The organism is Micromonospora sp. URMC 107 (assembly GCF_051386315.1).
Taxonomy (GTDB): domain Bacteria; phylum Actinomycetota; class Actinomycetes; order Mycobacteriales; family Micromonosporaceae; genus Micromonospora.
The window spans coordinates 4150-27888 of record NZ_JBPQTK010000008.1 but is presented as its reverse complement, the minus strand read 5'-3'; the positions used below and the strand labels follow the sequence as shown (position 1 = coordinate 27888).

General features: G+C 74.7%; 3 protein-coding genes (1 of these 3 only partly in view). All 3 read left to right on the top strand.

Annotation, left to right across the window (positions count from 1 at the left end; translation table 11 throughout):
- Tightly spaced (each overlapping or abutting the next), the 3 genes in view from ACSNN9_RS03115 to ACSNN9_RS03105 form a layout consistent with a single transcriptional unit that may run on beyond the window.
- Window positions 1-21353, top strand: partial view of a non-ribosomal peptide synthase/polyketide synthase gene (locus tag ACSNN9_RS03115; RefSeq protein WP_436671095.1) — the 3' portion only. The gene continues 1957 nt to the left of window position 1, outside the view; the window shows 21353 of its 23310 coding nt (coding positions 1958-23310); its start codon lies beyond the left edge, outside the window; it ends in the stop codon at window positions 21351-21353.
- On the top strand, window positions 21353-22333 hold the full coding sequence (locus ACSNN9_RS03110) for an ornithine carbamoyltransferase (protein ID WP_436671094.1): 981 nt from the start codon (window positions 21353-21355) through the stop codon (window positions 22331-22333). The genes ACSNN9_RS03115 and ACSNN9_RS03110 overlap by 1 nt, the downstream gene beginning before the upstream one ends.
- A complete protein-coding gene (locus ACSNN9_RS03105) occupies window positions 22330-23739 on the top strand; it encodes an MFS transporter (protein WP_436671092.1) in 1410 nt (469 codons plus the stop codon). Before ACSNN9_RS03110 ends, ACSNN9_RS03105 begins: the two co-directional genes overlap by 4 nt.

Genomic DNA, 23739 nt, shown 5'->3' with positions numbered 1-23739 from the left:
GCCGCCCCAAGGGCGTCTTCCTGACCCACGCCAACGTGCTGCGCCTGACGACCGTGGCGCAGGACGACCTGAACTTCGGCCCCGCCGACGTGTGGCCGCTGTTCCACTCCTACGCCTTCGACGTGTCGGTGTGGGAGCTGTGGGGCGCGCTGCTGCACGGCGGCCGGCTGGTGATCGTGCCCCGCGAGGTCACCCGTTCCCCGGGCGACCTGCTCGACCTGCTGGTCGAGGAGCGGGTCACCGTGCTCAACCAGACCCCGACGGCCTTCCGCGGCCTGGTGGGGCTGGCCCGCGACGGCGACCCCCGCATCGACCGGCTCGCGCTGCGCGCGGTCGTCTTCGCCGGCGAGAAGCTGGAGTACGGCGACCTCGGCCCCTGGGTGGCCCGGCGCGGGCTGGCCGCGCCCCGGCTGCTCAACCTCTACGGGATCACCGAGATCACCGTGCACGCCACCTACTACGAGGTGCGCCCGGACGACCTGGCCGGCACCGCCAACCCGATCGGCGTCCCGCTGGCCGACCTGAGCATCCACCTGCTCGACCCGTACGGCAATCCGGTGCCGGTCGGCGTCACCGGCGAGATCCACGTCGGCGGGCCCGGCGTGGCCCGGGGCTACCTGAACCGGCCCGGGCTGACCGCCCAGCGGTTCGTGCCCGACCCGTTCGGCCCGCCCGGCGCCCGGCTCTACCGCAGCGGCGACCTGGCCCGCCGGCGCGCCGACGGCAGCCTGGAGTTCGTCGGCCGGATCGACGACCAGGTCAAGATCCGGGGCTACCGGGTCGAGCTGGGCGAGATCGAGGCCGCCATCTCGGCCCTGCCCGGGGTGCGGGAGGCGGTGGTCGTCGTCCGCGAGGACAGCCCCGGCGACCGGCGGCTGGTGGCGTACTCGGTCGTCGACGAGCAGGTGGAGCTGCCCCGGCCGGGGCAGGTGCGCGCGGCGCTGGCCCGCACCCTGCCCGAGTACATGATCCCGTCGGCGTTCGTGCCGCTGGCCCGGCTGCCGCTGACCGGCAACGGCAAGCTCGACAAGCGGGCGCTGCCGGCGCCCGACCGTACGGTGACCGCCACCGACCGGCCCTACCTGGCGCCGCGTACCGAGGTGGAGGAGCGGCTCGCGGCGATCTGGGCGGAGCTGCTCGGCCTGGAGCGGGTCGGCGTCGAGGACGGCTTCTTCGACGTCGGCGGCGACTCGATCCGCGCCGTGGCGCTCGCCGCCGCCATCCGGGCCGCCGGCCTCGACGTGCAGGTGCGCGACCTCTTCGAGCGCCGCAGCATCGCCGAGCTGGCGGAGTTCCTCACCGGCCGGCCCGCGCCCGCCGCCGCGGAGCCGGCCGTCGAGGCGTTCGCGCTGATCTCCGAGGCCGACCGGGCCGCGCTGCCCGACGGCGTCGTCGACGCGTACCCGTGCACCCAGGTGCAGCTCGGCATGCTCGCGGAGATGCTCGCCGACGAGCGCAACCACTACCTCAACGCCACCACGTACCGCATCCCCGACACCGGCGAGTTCTCGTTCGAGGCGTTCCGGGAGGCCGCCGCGCTGCTGGTGCGCCGGCACGAGGTGCTGCGCACCTCCTTCGACCTGACCGGCTACTCGGTGCCGATGCAGCTCGTGCACGCCACCGCCGAGATGCCCGTCGGCATGGACCGGACGCAGGCCACCGACCGGGCCGGCCTGGAGCGGGAGCTGCGCGACTTCATCGCCGCCGAGCGGGCCGACATGTTCGACCTCGGCCGGCCGGCGCTGTTCCGGCTGCACGCGCGGGTCTGCGCGGACGGCAGCTGGTGGCTCACCCTCACCGAGTGCCACCCCATTATGGACGGCTGGAGCTACCACTCCCTGATGATGGAGCTGGTCGGCGCGTACCACCGGATCCGCGACGGGCTGCCGGTCGAGCCCCGCCCGGCCCCGCCGGTGCGCTTCGCCGACGCGGTCGCCGCCGAGCTGCGCTCCACCGGCGACGGGCCCGATCGCGCCTTCTGGCACGACCGGATCGCCGGCCGGGACCGGTTCGTGCTGCCGGAGGGCTGGGGCGACCCGGCCGCCGAGCCCGGCGCCCAGTACGACCACTGGGTGCCGCTGCACGACCTGGAGCCGGGCCTGCGGGCGCTGGCCCGCGAGACCGGCGTGCCGTTCAAGTCGGTGATGCTGGCCGCGCACCTGAAGGTGATGAGCCAGCTGACAGGCTCGGAGTCCTTCTTCACCGGGCTGGTGTGCAACATCCGGCCCGAGGTGGCCGGCGCCGACCGGGTCTACGGGATGCACCTGAACACCGTGCCGTTCGTGCACGACGCGGGCGCGCGGACCTGGCGCGAGCTGATCGGGCGGACGTTCGCCCGGGAGCTGGAGCTGTGGCCGCACCGCCGGTACCCGCTGCCGGTGCTCCAGCGGGAGGTCGGCGACGGCGGCCGGATGCTCGACGTCCGGTTCAGCTTCCACGACTTCCACCAGATCGACACCGACGAAGTCGACTACGCCGACTCGATCGACGACAGCCCGAACGAGTTCCCGCTGGGCGTGATCAGCCGGCTCGGCTTCATCACGCTGGAGGCCAACCTGCGCCACCTCGGCGTCGCGCAGGTCGCCCGCCTCGGTGGCATGTACCGGGCGGTGTTGGAGGCGATGGTCGCCGACGTGGACGGTGACGCGTCGGTGGTGTGTCTGCCGGCGGGTGAGGTGTCGGTGGTGTTGGCCGACGGGGCGTCGGCGGTGGCGCCGGTGTCGCGTTCGGTCCTGGCCGAGTTCGAGGCGCGGGTGGCGGAGGTGCCGTCGGCGGAGGCCGTATCGGTCCCGGGCGGCCGGTCGGTCGACTTCGCGGGCCTGGACGCGCGGGCGGAGAACGTCGCCCGGTGGCTGTCCGCGCGGGGCGTGGGTGCCGGTGCGGTGGTGGGTGTGCTGTTGGACCGTGGTGTGGAGCTGGTGGCGTCGATGGTGGGGGTGTGGAAGGCGGGTGCGGCGTTCGTGCCGGTGGATCCGTCGTACCCACCGGGCCGCATCGCCGCGATGCTGGCCGACGCTGGCGCCCGGGTCGCGGTGACCTCGCACCGGTACGCCGACCGGTTCGCCCCGGTCGGCGTGGAGGTGGTGCGCGTCGAGGAGATCGGCGAGAGCGACGCGCCGCTGCCGGTCCACGCCACGGATCTCGACGAGTTGGCGTACGTGATTTTCACGTCGGGGTCGACGGGTCGGCCGAAGGGTGTGCAGGTGACGCACCGGGGTTTGGCGAATCATGTGCGGTGGGCGGCGGGTGAGTTGGCGTCGCGTGGTGCGGGTGGTTGTGCGGTGTTCTCGTCGGTGGCGTTCGACTTGCAGGTGCCGAATCTGTGGGCGCCGTTGGTGGCGGGTCAGCGGGTGGTGATGGTGGGTCAGGAGGTGGATCTGGCCGAGTTGGGTGCGGTGTTGGCGTCTTCGGGTCCGTTCAGTTTCTTGAAGTTGACGCCGGGTCATCTGGAGATTCTTGGTCGGCAGTTGTCGGATGAGGCGTTGGCGTCGTTGGCGGCGGTGGTGGTGGTCGCGGGTGAGGCGTTGCCGGCGGCGTTGGCGAACCGGTGGCTGACGCTGTTGGGTGCGGGTGGTCTGGTGAACGAGTACGGGCCGACCGAGGCGAGTGTGGGCACCTGTGTCTTCCCGGTCGTGGCGGAGCAGTCGGGTCCGGTGGTGCCGATCGGTCGGGCGCTGCCGGGCATGACGATGTACGTGCTCAACCGGGACCTGCACCTGTCGCCGGTGGGTGTGGTCGGCGAGTTGTACGTGGGCGGTGTGGGCGTGGCCCGGGGATACGCGGGTCAGCCGGCGCTCACTGCCGACCGGTTCCTGCCCGACCCGTTCGCCCCAGCCGGCGTCGAGCCCGGAACCGGCGCCGGGGCGCGGATGTACCGGACCGGGGACCTGGTGCGCCGGATGCCCGACGGGGCGGTGGAGTTCGTCGGCCGCGTCGACCACCAGGTGAAGATCCGCGGCTACCGGATCGAACTCGGCGAGATCGAGTCGGTCGTCGAGGGCGCCGACGGCGTCGGCGACGCGGTCGCCCTGGTCGGCGAGTCGGACCGGCTCGTGGTGTTCTACCGGCCGACCGCGTCGGCGACCCCCGGCCTGCTGGACCGGGTGCGGCGGCGCTGCGCGGAGCAGTTGCCGGAGTACATGATCCCGGCCGAGTTCGTCGCCGTGGAGGCGATCCCGCTCAACGCCAACGGCAAGGTCGACCGGGCCGCCCTCTGGGACGCCGCGGTGCCGGTCGAGCGGGTGCACGTCGCCCCGGCCACGGAGCTGGAGGCCCAGCTGGCCGGCATCTGGGGCCAGGTGCTCAACCTGGAGCGGGTCAGCACCCAGGAGAGCTTCTTCGACCTTGGTGGGCACTCCATCAGCGCCATCGCGCTCGTGGGCGCGCTGCGCGGCGCCGGGCACCCCGTCTCGGTACGCGACGTCTTCGTGCACCGCACGGTCGCCGCCCTGGCGCAGCACCTCGCCGGCGGGGACGACGTCGAGGCGGCGCCCGCCTTCCGGGCGGTCGTCCCGTTCAGCCTGCTCGCCGACGCCGACCGGGCCGCCCTGCCCGCCGGGCTCGCCGACGCGTACCCGTGCGCGCAGGTGCAGCTCGCCATGCTGGTGGTCACCCTCTCCGACTCCGAGCGACGCACCTACCACAACGTGTCGGCGTTCCCGATCCGCGACGAGCACGCCTTCGACGGCGACGCGCTGCGCCGGGCCGTGCGGACCGTGGTGGACCGGCACGAGATCCTGCGCACCTCCTTCGACCTGACCGGCTACTCGGTGCCGATGCAGCTCGTGCACGCCGAGGCGCCCGTCGACGTCACGGTGCTCGACCTGCGCGACGGCACGGACGAGGAGGCCGAGCAGCGGCTGCGGGCGTACCTGGCCGCCGAGCGGGCCCGGCCGTTCACCCCCGACGAGGTTCCGCAGCTGCGCATCGCCGGGGCGGCCGGCCGTGACGACACGTGGTGGTTCGTGCTGACCATGTCGCACGGCATCCTCGAGGGCTGGAGCCACCACTCGCTGCTGATGGAGATCCTCGACAACTACCGCAGCCTGCGGGACACCGGCGCGCCGGCCGCGTTCGAGGCGCCCCCGGTCCGCTACGCCGACTTCGTGGCCGGCGAGATCGAGGCGCTGGCGTCGGCCGAGGACCGCGACTACTGGCAGGGCGTCGTGGCCCGGCCGGTCTTCGAGCTGCCCGCCGGCTGGGGCGAGGACGAGTCGGTCCCGGAGTACGAGTGCGGTACCCGCGTCCCCCTGCACGACCTGATGGACGACCTGCGCGAGCTGGCCAGCCGGACCGACACGTCGCTGAAGAGCGTGCTGCTGGCCGCGCACCTGAAGGTGATGAGCCAGCTCACCGCCGAGCCCGTGTTCACCAGCGGGCTGGTCAGCCACGGCCGGCCCGAGGTGACCGGCGCCGACCGGGTCTACGGGATGCACCTGAACACGCTGCCGTTCGTGCACGACGCGGGCGCGCGGACCTGGCGGGAGCTGGTCCGGGGCACGTACGCCGGGGAGCTGGAGCTGTGGCCGCACCGCCGCTACCCGCTGCCCGCCGTGCAGCGGCTCGGCGACGGGCGCCGGCCGATCGAGATCCTCTTCAACTACCTCGACTTCGAGCAGGTCGACACCGAGCGGGTCGGCTTCGACGACGCGATCTACGAGGCCAGCGGCGAGTTCGGCCTGCACGTCTCCACGCTCGGCGGCGTCCTCAACATCCTGGCCCGGCCGCACCAGGTCAGCTACCCCAACGTCCTGCGCCTCGGTGGCATGTACCGGGCGGTGTTGGAGGCGATGGTCGCCGACGTGGACGGTGACGCGTCGGTGGTGTGTCTGCCGGCGGGTGAGGTGTCGGTGGTGTTGGCCGACGGGGCGTCGGCGGTGGCGCCGGTGTCGCGTTCGGTCCTGGCCGAGTTCGAGGCGCGGGTGGCCGAGGCGCCGTCGGCGGAGGCCGTCTCCGTGCCGGGCGGCGCGGGGGCGGGCTTCGCTGAGCTGGACTCCCGCGCGGCGGCGATCGGGCGACGCCTGGCCGGCCGGGGTGTGGGTGCCGGTGCGGTGGTGGGTGTGCTGTTGGACCGTGGTGTGGAGCTGGTGGCGTCGATGGTGGGGGTGTGGAAGGCGGGTGCGGCGTTCGTGCCGGTGGATCCGTCGTACCCGCCGGGCCGCATCGCCGCGATGCTGGCCGACGCTGGCGCCCGGGTCGCGGTGACCTCGCACCGGTACGCCGACCGGTTCGCCCCGGTCGGCGTGGAGGTGGTGCGCGTCGAGGAGATCGGCGAGAGCGACGCGCCGCTGCCGGTCCACGCCACGGATCTCGACGATTTGGCGTACGTGATTTTCACGTCGGGGTCGACGGGTCGGCCGAAGGGTGTGCAGGTGACGCACCGGGGGTTGGCGAATCATGTGCGGTGGGCGGCGGGTGAGTTGGTGTCGCGTGGTGCGGGTGGTTGTGCGGTGTTCTCGTCGGTGGCGTTCGACTTGCAGGTGCCGAATCTGTGGGCGCCGTTGGTGGCGGGTCAGCGGGTGGTGATGGTGGGTCAGGAGGTGGATCTGGCCGAGTTGGGTGCGGTGTTGGCGTCTTCGGGGCCGTTCAGTTTCTTGAAGTTGACGCCGGGTCATCTGGAGATTCTTGGTCGGCAGTTGTCGGATGAGGCGTTGGCGTCGTTGGCGGCGGTGGTGGTGGTCGCGGGTGAGGCGTTGCCGGCGGCGTTGGCGAACCGGTGGCTGACGCTGTTGGGTGCGGGTGGTCTGGTGAACGAGTACGGGCCGACCGAGGCGAGTGTGGGCACCTGTGTCTTCCCGGTCGTGGCGGAGCAGTCGGGTCCGGTGGTGCCGATCGGTCGGGCGCTGCCGGGCATGACGATGTACGTGCTCAACCGGGACCTGCACCTGTCGCCGGTGGGTGTGGTCGGCGAGTTGTACGTGGGCGGTGTGGGCGTGGCCCGGGGATACGCGGGCCAGCCGGGGCTGACGGCGGAGCGCTTCGTCCCGGACCCCTTCGGGGCGGCGGGAGCGCGGATGTACCGCACGGGGGACCTGGTGCGCCGGATGGCCGACGGGGCGGTGGAGTTCGTCGGCCGCGTCGACCACCAGGTGAAGGTCCGCGGCTACCGGATCGAACTCGGCGAGATCGAGTCGGTCCTGGAGGGCACCGATGGCGTGGCCGACGCGGTCGCCCTGGTCTCGGGCTCAGCCGCCGAGGGCGACGCGCGGCTGGTGGCCTTCTACCGGCCGGCCGCGTCGGCGACCCCCGGCCTGCTTGACCGGGTGCGGCGGCGCTGCGCGGAGCAGTTGCCGGAGTACATGATCCCGGCCGAGTTCGTGGCCGTGGAGGCGATCCCGCTCAACGCCAACGGCAAGGTCGACCGGGCCGCCCTCTGGGACGCCGCGGTGCCGGTCGAGCGGGTGCACGTCGCCCCGGCCACGGAGCTGGAGGCCCAGCTGGCCGGCATCTGGGGCCAGGTGCTCAACCTGGAGCGGGTCAGCACCCAGGACAGCTTCTTCGACCTCGGCGGCGACTCGCTGCGGGCGGTCGCCCTGGTCGGCGCGCTGCGGGCGGCCGGCTTCCCGGTGGCCGTCCGGGACGTCTTCCTGCACCGCACGGTCGCCGCCCTGGCCGGGCACCTCGGCGCCAAGGACGCCGCACCGGCGGCGCCGGCCTTCCAGGCCGTCGCGCCCTTCTCCCTGCTGACGGCCGCCGACCGGGCCGCCCTGCCCGCCGGGCTCGTCGACGCGTACCCGGCCGTGCAGGCACAGGTCGGGATGGCCGTGGAGATCCAGAAGGATCCCGGCAAGTCGCTGTACCACATCGTCCGCTGCTTCCGGGTGCACAGTGGACGGCCGTTCTCGGCCGACGCGCTGCGGGCCGCCGTGCGGGACGTGGTCGGCCGGCACGAGACGCTGCGCACCTCGTTCGACCTCACCGGCTTCTCCGTGCCGATGCAGCTCGTGCACGCCGAGGCGCCGGTCGACGTGCGGGTCACGGAGCTGACCGGCGGGGACGTCGAGGCCCGGCTGCGGGCGTACGTGGACGCGGAACGGGCGCGACCCTTCGCGCTGGACCAGCCGGCGCCGCTGCTGCGGGTCGCCGCGCACCGCACCGACGAGCGGGGCTGGTGGCTCACCGTCGCCGTCAGCCACCTGGTCACCGGCGGCTGGGACCTGAACACCCTGCTGGTCGAGCTGATCGGCTGCTACGAGCGGCGCAGCGCCGGCATGGTGCCGGAGTCGCCGGAGCCGACCGCCGTCCGGTACGCCGACTTCGTCGCCGCCGAACTGGCGGCGCTGACGGCCGGCGAGGACGAGGCGTACTGGCGGGGCGTCGTCGACGGGTACGCCGGCTTCACCCCGCCGGACGGCTGGGGCCGCACCGACGGCCCCCGGGAGAGCCTGCGCACCCGGGTCAGCTTCCAGGACCTGGAGCCGAAGCTGCGCGCGCTCGCGTCGACCCTCGACGTGTCGCCCAAGTCGGTGCTGCACGCCGCGCACCTGAAGGTGATGAGCCAGCTCACCGACCAGGGCCGGTTCTACACGGGGCTGGTGTGCGACGCGCGGCCGGAGGTGCGGGGCGCGGAGCGGGTGCACGGCATGTACATCAACGTGCTGCCGTTCGGGTACGCGCGCGGTGCGGGCACGTGGCGGGAGCTGGTGCGGTCGGTGTTCGACCGCGAGGTGGAGCTGTGGCCGCACCGGCGGTACCCGCTGCCGGCGGTGCAGCGGATGGCCGGTGCCGGGTCCCGCCCGATCGACGTCGTCTTCGACTACACCGAGTTCCGCCGCGCCGGGGTCGTCGCCGACGAGTCCGTCGACTTCGAGGCCATCGCCGGGGAGGGCGGCACCGAGTTCGCCCTCCAGGTGACCGCCGCCGGCGGCTTCCTCGACCTGGTCGGCGACAGCCACGTCTTCGGTCCCGCCGCGCTGGCCCGGTTGGGGGCGATGTTCCGCCAGGTGCTGACGGCGATGGTCGCCGACCCCGAGGGCGACGCGGTCGCCGTCCGCCTGCCGTCGGCCGAGCGCGACGAGATCGAGGCCTGGTCGGCCGGCGGCACCGCCGAGGCCGGCGGGTACGCCCCGGCGGCGTTCGAGGCGCAGGCGGCGCGGCGGCCGGACGCGGTGGCGCTCACCTGCGACGGCACCCGCGTGAGCTACCGGGACCTCAACGCCCGGGCGAACCGGTTGGCGCACCACCTGCGTCAGTTGGGGGTGGGGCCGGAGGTCCTGGTCGGGGTGTGTGCGCACCGCTCGGTCGAGCAGGTCGTGGCGATGCTGGCGGTGCACAAGGCCGGTGGGGTGTACCTGCCGTTGGATCCGTCGTACCCGGCGGAGCGGTTGGCGTTCATGCTTACCGACGCGGCGGCCCCGGTGCTGCTCACCACCGCCGAGCTGCGCGGCCAGCTCCCGGCGGCCGAGGCCGTCACCGTGCTGCTGGACGGCCCGGACGCCTGGGCCGGCCAGCCGGCCACCGACCCGGAGCCGCTCACCCACGCCGACAGCGGCTGCTACGTCATCTACACCTCCGGCTCGACCGGCCAGCCCAAGGGCGTCCTCGTGCCGCACCGGGGGATGGTCAACCGCTCCGCGTACGCCGGCCGGCGGATCAACCGCCTCGACGAGCGGGCGGTGCTGCTCCAGAAGACCGAGATCGGCTTCGACGTCTCCCCGGCCGAGGTCTACGCGGCCCTGTCGGCAGGCGCCCGGATCGTGGTGGCCCGCCCCGGCGGGCACCGCGACCCCGCGTACCTGCGGGAGCTGATCGTCCGCGAGGGCGTCACCGCCGTCGAGCTGGTGCCGAGCATGCTGTCGGCGCTGCTGGCCGAGGGGATCGGCGCGTGCCGGTCGCTGCGGTCGGTGGCGGTGGGCGGCGAGGAGATCGCGGTCGACGTGGCGCGGGCGTTCCTGACCGCGCTACCGGACTGCGAGCTGCACAACACGTACGGCCCGGCCGAGACCACCGTCGACGTCACCAGCTGGCTCTGCACCGCCGAGGCCCTGCGCGGGCTGTCCCGGGTGCCGCTCGGCACCCCGTTCACCAACCTCACCGTCCGGGTGCTCGACGAGGACCTGCAACCGGTGCCGGTCGGGGTGCGCGGCGAGCTGTGCGTCGGCGGGCTCGGGCTGGCCCGGGGCTACCTCGGGGCGCCCGGTACGACCGCGCAGCGGTTCGTGCCGGACCCGTACGGTCCGCCCGGGTCGCGGCTCTACCGCACCGGGGACGCGGCGGCGTGGCGACCCGACGGCACGGTCGACTTCCTGGGCCGCATCGACTCGCAGGTCAAGCTGCACGGCGTACGCATCGAGCTGGGGGAGATCGAGACGGCCCTGCGGGCCTGCCCCGGGGTGACCGACGCGGTCGCCGCGGTCCGCGAGCAGGACGGCCGGCGCACCCTCGTCGGCTACCTCGTCACCGACGGCGCAGCCGCGCCCACCCCCGGCGAGCTGCGGGAACGGCTGCTGGCCGAGCTGCCGGAGGCGATGGTGCCGGCCGCCTACGTCACGGTCGACGCCGTCCCCGTGGACCCGCACGGCAAGGTCGACCGGCGGCAACTGCCGGCGCCGGACGCGCGCTCCTACGCCCGGGGCCGCTACGAGCGGCCCAACGGCCCGGTGGAGTCGGCGATGGCCGGCGTCTGGTCGTGGGTGCTCGACCTCGACCGGGTCAGCGTCACCGAGAGCTTCTTCGACCTGGGCGGCGACTCGATGACGGCGGTGACCCTGGTCGGGTCGCTCCGCGCCGCGGGCCACGACGTCACGGTGCGGGACATCTTCGCGCACCGCACGATCCGCCGCCTGGTCACCGCCCTCGCCGAGGCCGACACCGCCAAGGAGGGGGCCTTTCGCCCCGTCGAGCCGTACGCGCTGATCAACGCCGCCGACCGGGCCAGGCTGCCCGGCGGGCTGGTCGACGCGTACCCGGCGACGCAGGCCCAGGTCGGCATGGCCGTGGAGATCCAGAAGGATCCCGGCAGGTCGCTGTACCACGTCGTGCAGTCGGTCCGGGTCGACGACGGCCGGCCGTTCGCCGCCGACGCGCTCCAGGCGACGGTCGACGCGCTGGTCGCCCGGCACGAGACGCTGCGCACCTCGGTCGACCTGACCGGCTACTCGGTGCCGATGCAGCTGGTGCGCGCGAGCACCGCCGTGCCGGTCACCGTGCACCCGGCCGCCGCTCACTCCGAGCACCTGGCCGCCGAGCGGCGTACCCCCTTCGACCTGGACTCGGCGGCGCCCCTGCTGCGCGTCGCCGCGCACGCCGACGGCGCGGGGGCCTGGTGGCTGACCCTCGCGGTGAGCCACCTGGTCACCGGCGGCTGGGACCTCGACGCCCTGCTCGCCGAGCTGCTCGGCGAGTACGCCCGGCGAAGCCGGGGCGAGGCGCCGACGCCGGTCGAACCTCCCGCCGTCCGGTACGCCGACCACGTCGCCGGCGAACTGGAGGCGCTGCGCTCGCCGGAGACCGTCGCGCACTGGCGGGCGGTGGTGACCGGCCGGCCGAAGCTGACCCTCCCGGACGCCTTCGGCGACCGGTCCGGCCCGGCGGCGGTCTGCCGGCACACCGTCGACGTGCACGACCTGGACGCGGCGGTCCGCCGCCTCGCCAGCGACACCGGCACGTCCGTCAAGGCGGTGCTGCACGCCGCGCACCTGAAGGTGATGAGCCAGCTCACCAACGAGTCCGCCTTCTACACGGGCCTGGTGTGCGACGCGCGCCCCGAGGTGCGGGGCGCGGAGCGGGTGCACGGCATGTACATCAACGTGCTGCCGTTCGCGCACGCCCGCTCGGCGGGCACGTGGCGGGAGCTGGTGCGGTCGGTGTTCGACCGCGAGGTGGAGCTGTGGCCGCACCGGCGGTACCCGCTGCCGGCGGTGGCGCGGCTGGCCGGTGCCAGCTCCCGCCCGATCGACGTCGTCTTCGGCTACGTGGAGACCCGGCAGGACGGCGGCGGCACGGTCGAGGCGACCGGCGCCGGCACCGACCTCGTCGAGGTCGGCGGGCCCGGGGCCACCGAGTTCGGCCTGTCGGTCGGGGCGGGCGGCGGGACCGTCCGCCTGGTCAGCGACAGCCGGACCGCCGACCCGGCCGCCCTCGTGCGGATCGGGGCGATGTTCCGCGAGGTGCTGACGGCGATGGTGACCGACCCGGACGGGGACGCGGCGGCGCCGCGCCTGCCGGCCGGGGAGCGCGCCGAGCTCGCCCGGTTCACCCCGGGCCGCAGCGTCGAGGTCGGCGCTTACCTGCCGGCGGCGTTCGAGGCGCAGGCGGCGCGGCGGCCGGACGCGGTGGCGTTCACGGCCGAGGGCGTGTCCTTCTCGTACGGGCAGCTCAACGGCCGGGCGAACCGGCTGGCGCACCACCTGCGCAAGCTGGGGGTGGGGCCGGAGGTCCTGGTCGGGGTGTGCGCGCACCGGTCGGTGGAGCAGGTCGTGGCGATGTTGGCGGTGCACAAGGCCGGTGGGGTGTACCTGCCGTTGGATCCGTCGTACCCGGCGGAGCGGTTGGCGTTCATGCTCGCCGACGCGGCGGCCCCGGTGCTGCTCACCACCGCCGAGCTGCGGGCGCAACTGCCGCCGGTCGAGGCCACGGTGGTGCTGCTCGACGAGCCGGACGCCTGGGCCGACCGGCCGCCGACCGACCCGGAGCCGCTCACCGGCCCGGACAACGGCAGCGTCGTCATCTACACCTCGGGTTCCACAGGCCGCCCCAAGGGCTCGTTGCTGTCGCACCGGGCTTTGGTCAACCGCACCGAGCACGTCGGCGCGCAGGTCTACCGGCTGGGCTCCGACGCCGTCGTGCTCCAGAAGACCGAGATCGGCTTCGACGTCTCGCCGGGAGAGGTCTACGCGGCCCTGTCGGCGGGCGCCCGGATCGTGGTGGCCCGCCCCGGCGGGCACCGCGACCCCGCGTACCTGTGCGAGCTGATGGCCCGCGAGGGCGTCACCACCGTCCACTTCGTGCCGTCGATGCTCCCGGCGCTGCTGGCCGAGGGGCTGGCCGGGTGCCGGTCGCTGCGGTCGGTGGCGGTGGGCGGCGAGGAGATCGCCGTCGACGTGGCGCGGGCGTTCCTGGCCGCGCTGCCCGGCTGCGAGCTGCACAACACGTACGGGCCGGCCGAGGCCACCGTCGACGTGAGCAGTTGGCGGTGCACCGCCGACGCCCTGGCCGGGCTGTCCCGGGTGCCGCTCGGCACGCCCCACCCGAACCTGCGCCTGTACGTCCTCGACGACCGGCTCGACCCGGTGCCGGTCGGCGTGCCCGGCGAGCTGTGCGTCGGCGGGACGGGACTGGCCCGGGGTTACCTGGGCCGGCCGGGGCCGACCGGCGAGAGGTTCGTGCCGGACCCGTACGGCCCGCCCGGGGCGCGGCTCTACCGCACCGGGGACGCGGCGGGGTGGCGCCCGGACGGCACCGTGGACTTCCTGGGCCGGCTGGACTCGCAGGTCAAGCTGCACGGCGTACGCATCGAGCTGGGGGAGATCGAGACGGCCCTGCGGGCCTGCCCCGGCGTGGCCGAGGCGGTCGCCGCCGTGCGCGAGCAGGACGGCCGGCGCGTCCTCGTCGGGTACGTGCTGCCAACCACCGGCGAGGCACCGGCCCCGGCCCGGCTGCGGGAGCGGCTGCTGGCCGCGCTGCCCGAGGCGATGGTCCCGGCCGCCTACGTCACCGTCGACGCCGTCCCGAAGGACCCGAACGGCAAGGTCGACCGGCGGCAACTGCCGGCCCCCGACACCGGTTCGTACGCCACCGGGGAGTACCAGGCCCCGGCCGGGGAGATCGAGGCGGAGATCGCCGGGATCTGGGCGCGGGTGCTCGGCGTGGCCCGCGTCGGCGTCACCGACAGCTTCTTCGACCTGGGCGGCGACTCGATGCTCGCGGTGACCCTGGTCGGCACGCTGCGCGCCGCCGGGCACCGCACCAGCGTGCGGGACGTCTTCGCGCACCGCACCGTACGCCGGCTGGCCGCCGCGCTGGGCGACGCCGACACCGACGAGTTCCGCCCGGTCGCGCCGTACGCGCTGATGGGCGCCGCCGACCGGGCCCGGCTGCCCGGCGGCCTGGTCGACGCCTACCCGGCGTCGCGCACCCAGCTCGGCATGCTGGTGGAGTCGGCCGTCAGCGGCGACCGCGCGGTCTACCACAGCGTGCTGGCCCACCAGGTCCGCGACGGGCGGCCGTTCGACGCCGAGGCGCTGCGCGGCGCGGTGCACGCCGTGGTCGCCCGGCACGAGATCCTGCGCACGTCGTTCGACCTGGTCGGCTACTCGGTGCCGATGCAGCTCGTGCACGCCGTTGCCGAGCCCGACGTGCGCGTCGAGGACGGCCGGGGCGTCCCGACCGAGCGGCACGCCGCGCTCTTCGCGGAGTTCGTCGCCGCCGAGCGGGCCCGCCCGTTCGACGTCTCCACCGCGCCGCTGCTGCGCGTCACGGCGCACCTGGACAGCGACGAGAGCTGGTGGTTCACCTTCACCATCAGCCACGTCGTCACCGAGGGCTGGAGCAGCGCACGGCTGGTCGCCGAGGTGCTCGACGCCTACGCCGAGCTGGTCGACGGCCGCACCCCCGCGTCCGCCGACGTGCCGCCCGTGCGCTACGCCGACTTCATCGCCGCCGAACTCGCCGCGCTGGAGTCGACCGCCGACCGGGAGCACTGGCGGTCCGTGTGGGACGGGCGCGCCCCGTTCACCCTGCCCACCGGCTGGGGCGAGCCGGACGCGCCGGACGCCACGGTCGACGCCACGGTCGACTTCACGGACCTGGACGAGGCGTTGCGCGCCCTGGCCCGCGACACCGACGTGTCGGTGAAGGCGGTGCTGCACGCCGCGCACCTGAAGGTGCTCAGCCAGCTCACCGGCGAGCCGGGCTTCCACGCCGGCCTCGTCTGCGACGCCCGGCCCGAGGTGCTCGGCGCCGACGAGGTGCAGGGCATGTACCTCAACACGGTGCCGTTCCCGTACGACCGGTCCGCCCGCAGCTGGCGGGAGCTCGTCGCCGCGGTGTTCGACCGGGAGGTCGCGCTCTGGCCGCACCGGCGCTTCCCGCTGGCCGAGATGCAGCGCGAGGCCGGCCACCGGCTGCTGCACGTCCTGTTCAACTACCAGGACTTCACCCGCGCGACGCGGGCCGGCGACGGCTCCGGCCCGGTGGTCACCGGCAACGCCGGCGAGGGCGCCACCGAGTTCGACCTCTCCTGCTTCGCGCAGCGGGGCCGCTACGCGCTCTCCGCCCGGGCGGGGCTGGTCAGCCGGGCCAACCTGGACCGGATCGCCGCCATGTACCGGGCGGTGCTGGAGGCGATGGTCGCCGACCCCGACGGCGACTGCCAGGCCGTCTGCGTGCCCGGTGGCGAGCGGGACCGCCTGCTCGGCGTCACCGACCCGGGCGCGGACGAGCCGGTCACCGGCACCATGGTCGAGCTGTTCCAGGCCCAGCTGGCCCGCGACCCGCAGGCCGTGGCGGTGGTGGCCGGCGCCGTCGAGCTGACGTACGCCCAGGTCGACGCGGCCGCCAACCGGCTGGCGCACCACCTGCGCGCGGCCGGCGCCGGCCGGGAGACCGTCGTCGGGGTCTGCCTCGACCGGGACGCGGACCTGGTGCCGGCGCTGCTCGGCGTGCTCAAGGCGGGGGCGGCGTACCTGCCGCTGGACCCGGCCCAGCCCGCCGAGCGGATCGGCTACATGCTGGCCGACGCCGGGGCGCGGACCGTGGTGACCACCTCCGCGCAGGCGCAGTCGCTCGCCGGCTTCGACGGGCGGCGGGTGCTGCTGGACGCCGGCGACCTGGCCGGGCAGCCGGAGACCGATCCGGGAATCGCCCGCGACCCGGACGACCTGCTCTACGTCATCTACACCTCCGGCTCGACCGGCCGGCCCAAGGGCGTCTGCGTGAGCGACGCCAACGTGCTGCGCCTGCTCGACGCCGCGCAGGAGCACTACGCGGTGGACGAGACCGACGTGTGGGCGCTGTTCCACTCGTACGCCTTCGACGTCTCCGTCTGGGAGCTGTGGGGGGCGCTGCTGCACGGCAGCCGGCTGGTGCTGGTGCCGCGCGAGGTGGCCCGGGTGCCGCAGGACCTGCTGGACCTGCTGGTGGCGCAGCGGGTCACCATGCTGGCGCAGACCCCGACGGCGTTGCGCGGGCTAGTCCGGCTCGCCGCCGAGGACGCCCCCGGGATCCGGGACCTGTCGCTGCGCGCGGTGGTGGTCGCGGGGGAGAAGCTCGACTTCGCCGACCTCGCGCCGTGGGCCGCCCGCCTCGGGCTGGCCCGGGTGGCGCTGGTCAACATGTACGGGATCACCGAGACCACCGTCTACTCCACCTACCACCGGATCACCCGGGCCGACCTCGCGCCCGGGGTGGGCAGCCGCATCGGCCGGCCGCTGTCCGGGGTGCGGATGTACGTGCTCGACCAGTACGGCCACCCGGCGCCCATAGGGGTGCCCGGCGAGGTGTACCTGGCCGGGCACGGGGTGGCCCGGGGCTACCTCGGTCAGCCCGAGCTGACCGCGCGGCGCTTCCTGCCCGACCCGTACGGCCCGCCCGGCAGCCGGATGTACCGCACCGGCGACCTGGCCACCCGGCTGCCCGACGGCAGCGTGGAGTTCCTCGGCCGGCTCGACGACCAGGTGAAGCTCCGGGGCTACCGGATCGAGCCGGGCGAGGTCGAGGCGGCGCTGACCGCGCTGCCCGGTGTCGCGGAGGCGGTCGTCGTGCTGCGCGCGGACGACCCGGCCGATTCCCGGCTGACCGCGTACCTGGTGGCCGGCGACGAGCCTCTGCCGGAGGTCGGGTCGCTGCGCGCCGGGCTGGCGCGCAGCCTGCCGGAGTACATGGTCCCGTCGGCGTTTGTGGTGCTGGACGAGCTGCCGCGCAACAACAGCGGCAAGCTGGACCGGCGGGCGCTGCCCGCGCCCACCGGCGCGACGCTGCCGGGGCGGGACTTCGTCGCCGCGGCGGGGCCGCTGGAGGATCGGGTGGCCGCCGCCTGGGCCGATGTGCTGGGCCTGCCGGCGGTGAGCGTCGTCGACGGCTTCTTCGACCTCGGCGGGCACTCCATCACGGCGCTGGTGCTGGCCGGCACGATGCGTGCGACCGGGCTGGACGTGACGGTCGCGGACATCTTCCGGCACCCCACCGTCCGGGCGCTCTGCGAGGTGCTCGCGAGCCGGGACGCGCCGGCGCCGGCCGAGCGCCCCGTCGAGCCCTTCGAGCTGGTCGCCCCCGCCGACCTGCCGCTGCTGCCGGCCGGGCTGGACGACGTGTACCCGCTGTCGCGGGTCCAGCTGGGCATGCTGCTGGAGATGCTGGCCGACAACGGCCAGAACCACTACCACAACGTCGCCTCGTTCGTCGTCCCCGACGACGAGCCGTTCGACCCGGCGACGCTGCGGGCCGCCGTCGGCGAGGTGGTGGCCCGGCACGACGTGCTGCGCACCTCGGTGGACACCACCAGCTACTCGGTGCCCATGCAGCTGGTGCACCGCGCGGTGGACGTCCCGGTCGGCGTCCGCGACCTGCGCGGGCTGGCCGAGGCGGACCGGACGGCCCTGGTGCGCCGGCTCGTCGGCGAGGAGTACCAGGAGCTGTTCGACGTCGAGCGGGCGCCGCTGCTGCGGTTCACCGTGTGCCTGGAGACCGACCGCAGCTGGCGGCTGGTGCTCACCATCTGCCACGTCGTCATCGAGGGCTGGAGCCTGCACGCCCTGGTGATGGAGGTCCTGGACCACTACCACGCGCGGCGCGCGGGCGCCGGCCCCGACACCGACACCACCCCGCCCGGGGTGCGGTTCGCCGACTTCGTCGCCGGCGAGCTGCGCGCCCTGGACTCGGAGGACGACCGGCGCTACTGGCAGGACGTGGTCGAACGGCACCCGAGGTTCCTGCTCCCCGCCGCGTGGGCGCCGCCGGCACCCGCCGAGCGGGAGCCGTACGCCGAGGTGGTGTCCTACGCCGACCTGGAGCCGCGGCTGCGGGCCCTGGCCTCGGCGGCCCGGGTGTCGCTCAAGGCGGTGCTGCACGCCGCGCACCTGAAGGTGCTCAGCCAGCTCACCGACGAGCCGACCTTCTACAGCGGGCTGGTCTGCAACACCCGGCCCGACGTGGTGGGCAGCGAGCGGGTCTACGCCATGTCGCTGAACACCCTGCCGTTCCCGCACGACCGGCGGGCGACCAGCTGGCGGGAGCTCATCGAGCGGGTGCACGCCCGCGAGGCCGACCTGTGGCCGCACCGGCGCTACCCGGCGCCGGCCATCCGCACCCCCGGCCGCGGGGCCCGCCTCACCGACGTCTACTTCAGCTACCTCGACTTCACCGAGGTGGACGGCGGGCGCACCGCGCCCGGGGCGCGGATCGGCGCGAGCACCTCGGAGTTCGCGCTCGCCGTCGCCGCGGGCGCCGGCCGGCTCGAACTGAGCACCGACAGCCACGCCATGGGCCGGGCCGACGCCACACGGCTGGCCGGCATGTACCGGCTGGTGCTGGAGGCCATGGTGGCCGACCCCGACGGCGACCCCCGGGCGGCGTACCTGCCCGCCGGGGAACGGCACGACGTGCTGGTGGGCTGGAACTCCTCGACCGCGCCGGGCTGCGCCGACCCGGTCCCGGACCGGGTCGCGGCGCGGGCCGCGGCGACCCCCGACGCGGAGGCCGTCGACGGTACGACCTACGCCGAGCTGGACGCGGCGGCCAACCGGATCGGCCACCACCTGCGCGGGGCGGGGATCGGCCCGGAGCGGGTCGTGGGGGTGCTGCTGGACCGGGGCGTCGACCTCGTCGCCGCCCTGCTCGGCATCTGGCGGGCCGGCGGCGCGTACCTGCCGATCGACCCGGGGCACCCGGCCGAGCGGGTCGCCGCGATGCTCGCCGACGCCGGGGCGACGGTGGTGGTGACCTCGACCGGCCACGCCGACCGGTTCACCGGCGTGGAGCTGGTGCTGCTCGACCGCGACGCCGGGCGGATCGCCGCGCTGCCCGCCGACCCGCCGGACGGCCGGATCGACCCGGACCACCTCGCGTACGTCATCTTCACCTCCGGCTCGACCGGCCGGCCGAACGGGGTGCAGATCAGCCACCGCAGCCTCGCCAACTATCTGGGCTGGGCGGCCGAGGAACTCGTCGCCGACCGCACCGGCGGCGCGGCGCTCTTCTCGTCGGTCGCGTACGACATGGTGGTCACCAGCATCTGGGCGCCGCTGGTCACCGGGCAGCGGCTCTGGCTGCTGCCGCCCGACGCCGGCCTGGACGAGCTGGGCCCGCGGCTGGCCGACGCCGGCCCGTTCAGCTTCGTCAAGCTGACCCCCGGCCACCTCGACCTGCTGTCCCGCCAGCTCGGCGCGGACCGGGCCGCCGCCCTGACCCCGCTGCTGGTGCTGGGAGGCGAGGCGCTGACCCGGCAGGTCTGCGACCGCTGGCACGCGCTCGCGCCGGACACCGTGCTGCTCAACGAGTACGGGCCGACGGAGGCGACCGTGGCGGTCAGCCGGTACCCGGTCACCGGGCCGCTGCCGGCCGACGTCGCGCCGATCGGCCGGCCGCTGGGCGGGATGCGGACCTACGTCCTCGACGCCGACCTGCAACCGGTGCCGGTGGGCGTGGTCGGCCACGTCCACCTCGGCGGCCCCGGTCTCGCCCGGGGCTACGCCGGACGGCCGGCCCTGACCGCCGACCGGTTCGTGCCCGATCCGTTCGACGCGGACGGCGCGCGGCTGTACCGGACCGGCGACCTGGGACGCTGGCTGCCCGACGGGCAGCTGGACCTGCTCGGCCGGGTCGACGACCAGGTGAAGATCCGTGGCCACCGGGTGGAGCCCGGCGAGGTCAGGGCGGTGCTGGTCGCGCATCCGGGCGTGCGGGACGCGGTGGTGACCGTCGAGTCGACGGGCGCCGGTGGGCCCCGCCTGGTGGCCTACCACGTCGGCGACGCGCCGGGCCTGGCCGAGCACTGCGCCCGCTGGCTGCCGAGCCAACTGGTGCCGAGCGTCTTCGTCCCGGTGCCCGCCATCCCGCTCAACGCCAACGGCAAGGTCGACCGTCGGGCGCTGCCCCCGGTGGACGTGGCCGGGGCGGCCGGCCACGTCCCGCCCCGCCCGGGGCTGGAGCAGTCGATCGCCGACATCTGGGCCCGCGTCCTCCAGATCGACCGGGTCGGCCGGCACGACCGGTTCTTCGCCCTGGGCGGGCACTCGCTGCTGGTCGTGCCGGTGGTGACGGCGGCCCGGCAGGCCGGTGTCCCGCTGACGCTGCGGGCGGCGATGCTCGACCGGACCCTGGCCGAGCTGGCCGCCTCGCTCACCCCGACCCGAGCGGCGGCGCCCGCCGGCCCGGCGGCACGGGCCGGCGTGGCGCGCACCGCCGCGGTGCTGCCGCCCGTCGAGCCGCTGCTCGCCGCCCACCGGGTGCCCGGCGCGTCGCTGGCCCTGCTCGCGGACGGCGAGCTGGTGGAGGTCCGCACCGCCGGGCACCTCGCGGCCGGCGGCGACGCGCCGGTGACCCCGGCGGCCATCTTCCAGGTCGGCTCGGTCAGCAAGCTGGTCGCCGCGGTGGGCGCGCTCGTCCTCGTCGGGCGGGGACAGCTCCACCTCGACACGGACGTCAACGCGTACCTGAAGGGCTGGCAGCTGCCCACCGACCGGCCGGTGAGCCTGCGGCAGCTGCTCTGCCACGTCGCCGGGCTGACCCCGACGGGCAGCACCGGGTACCCGCGTGGCGGCCCCGTGCCGACCCTGTCGGACGTGCTGCACGGCCGGGGCGTGCCCACCGGCCCGGTCCGGGCGTTCGACGCGCCCGACCCGGTCGCGGTGGAGCGCAACAGCCACTTCGTGGTGGTGCAGCAGCTCATGGAGGACGTCACCGCGACGCCCTTCGCCGACCTGATGGCCGAGCTGGTCTTCGACCCGACGGGAATGACCGGCAGCAGCTTCGACCAGCGCTTCCCGGAGACGTCCGGCCGGCCGGTGGCCGTCGGGCACGACGAGCGGGGCGAGCCGCTGCCGGGTGGCTGGCAGGTGCGGACGGACCTGGCGGCGGCCGGTCTCTGGACCACCGCCACCGACCTGGCGCAGCTCGTCAGGGAGATCCACCTCGCGCACCAGGGCGGCGCGGCCCTGCTGAGCCAGGAGCTGGCGGTGGCGCAACTGACCGCCGGAGCGGGCGGCGTCTTCGGGCTCGGCTGCATGGTCGACCGCATCGAGGGGCCCGCCGGAGCGCAAGTGGAGTTCACCCACCGCGGCCGGGTCCCCGGCTACCGCGCGCTCACCGCCGGCCGGGTGCCCGACGGGTCCGGGCTGGTGCTGCTGACCAACGGCGACGAGGGCCACGAGGTCGTGTCGCGCCTGGCGTCCGACACCGCACTGACGGAGGAAATGTGATGACGACCGTACCGAGCATCGCCACGGTCACCGACCCACCGACCCGGCAGGTGCGGCACCTCGTGTCGATCCGCGACCTGACCGACGACGACCTCTACTCGATCGTGGCGCGGGGGGCGAGGTTCGCCGCCGGCGAGTCCGCCAGCTCGCTGGCCGACCGGGTGGTCGGCACCTACTTCGTGAAGACGTCGACCCGGACCCGGACCGCGTTCACCGTCGCCGCGCTGCGGCTCGGCGCGAAGACCATCCAGTACGGGCCGGACGACCTCCAGGTCAACACCGGCGAGTCCAGCGCGGACACCGGCCGGGTGCTGTCGGGCATGCTCGACGTGCTGGTGGCGCGGACCGCCGCCGACCCGGGGGAGATGCGCGACTGGTCACGGCAGCACCGGATGGCCGTGATCAACGCGATGAGCGCCGAGGAGCACCCGACGCAGGCGCTGGCCGACCTGACCACCCTGCTGCGCCGCTTCGGCCGGATCGAGCAGCTGCGGCTGCTCTACCTGGGCGAGGCGAACAACACCGCGACGGCCCTGGCCCTGGCACTGACCCGCTTCCCCGGCGTCGAGCTGGAGCTGCGCACCCCGGCGGGGTACGGGCTGCCAGCCGGCATCGCGGCGGTCGCGCGGGCGCAGGCGCAGCGCTGCGGCGCTCACCTCGTCGAGCGGCACCACATGGACGACCTGCCGGGTGACCGGGACGCCATCTACACCACCCGCTGGCAGACCACCGGCACCAGCAAGCCCGACCCCGACTGGCGGGTGCGCTTCGCCCCGTTCCGGGTGGACCGGGAGCTGTGGCGGCGCAGCCCGCACGCGGTCTTCATGCACGACCTGCCGGCGCACCGGGGGGAGGAGGTGACCGCCGAGGTCCTCGACGGGCCGGCCAGCATCGCCTTCCAGCAGGCGGAGAACAAGCTCTACAGCGCGATGGCCGTGCTCGACTGGTGCCGGGCCGCCCCCGCCGGGTATCCGTCGTGAGCGCGGTCGGGCGCCCGGCGGCCACGTCCCGGCAACCGGGCCGCCTGACCGGCAACCGTGACTTCCTGCTGCTCTGGGTCGGCTCCGGGGTCTCCGCGCTGGGCTCCCGGGCCACCTCGATCAGCTACACCCTGCTGGTCTTCTGGTCCACGGGATCGGCCACGGCGGCCAGCCTGGTCACCTTCGCCGCGTTGCTGCCCAACCTGGTCACCCAGCTGCCGGCCGGCGCGCTGGTGGACCGCTGGGACCGGCGCCGCACGATGGTCCTCTGCAACGCCGGGCGGATCGTCGCGATCGGCAGCGTCGCGGTCGCGGTCGCCCGGGACGCGGTGTGGCTGCCGCACCTGATGGCGGTCGCGTTCGTGGAGGCCAGCCTGGGCATCTGCTACGCCCTGGCCGAGCGCGCCGCGGTGTTCAACGTGGTGCCGGCCGACCGGTACGGCGCGGCGACGGCGGCCAACGAGTCACGGGCCAACGCGGCCAGCATCCTCGGTCAGCCGGCCGGCACCCTGCTGTACGCGCTGACCCGCTGGGCGCCGTTCGGCTTCGCCGTGCTGATGCACGTGGTCTCGCTGGTCACCCTGCTCTTCGTCCGGCGGGACCTGCAGGCGCCGAAGGCGCGGGCGGACGAGCCCGGCGGGCTGCTGGCCCGGATGCGGGAGGGCTTCGCCTTCGTCTGGGGCCAGCTCTACCTGCGCCGCGCCCTCGGCCTCTTCGCGGCGAGCAACATCCTGTTCCAGGTGCTCGGGCTCGGGCTGGTGGTGATCGTCAAGGCCCGGGGCGGGTCGCCACCCACGGTCGGCATGCTGCTGGTGGTGAACAGCGTGCTCGGCATGGCCGGCGCGATGACCAGCAACTTCTACCTGAGCCGCTGGGGGATCCGCCGGATCATCATGGGGGTCAACATCGCCTGGGCGGTGCTGATGCCGCTGATCGGGCTGGCCCCGGGCCTCGTCGTCCTCGGCGCGATCTTCGCGTTGATCCACTATGGCGCCGGCATCAGCAACGTGGCCGGGATGCTCTACGTGCTCCGGTCCGCGCCCGACCACCTGCGCGGGCGGGCCGGCTCGATCGTCATGCTGCTCAGCTCGGGAGCCAACTCGCTCGGGGCGCTCTTCGCCGGCTTCCTGCTCGACTCGACGGACGTCACCACGGCCATGCTGGTCGTGGGCGGGGCGATGGGGGTGATCGCGGTGCTCGCGGTGCTCGGCTTCGGCGGTCGCGCCGCCGCCGAGTCGGAGCGCGCGGAGACCGAACGCGCGGAGTCGGAGCGCGCGGAGACCGCACGGGCCGAGGCCGGGCGGGCCGGGTCGGAGCGCGCGGAGGCCGACGGGGAGCCGGTGGTGGGAAGGCGCGCACCGGGTGAGCCGTGCGGCCCGGCGGTCGGCGATATCGACGAAATATAG

What these genes read in the sequence shown, in the direction of transcription:
- ACSNN9_RS03110 (WP_436671094.1), top strand. Translation starts at nt 21,353, where the DNA reads ATGACGACCGTACCGAGCATCGCCACGGTCACCGACCCACCGACCCGG.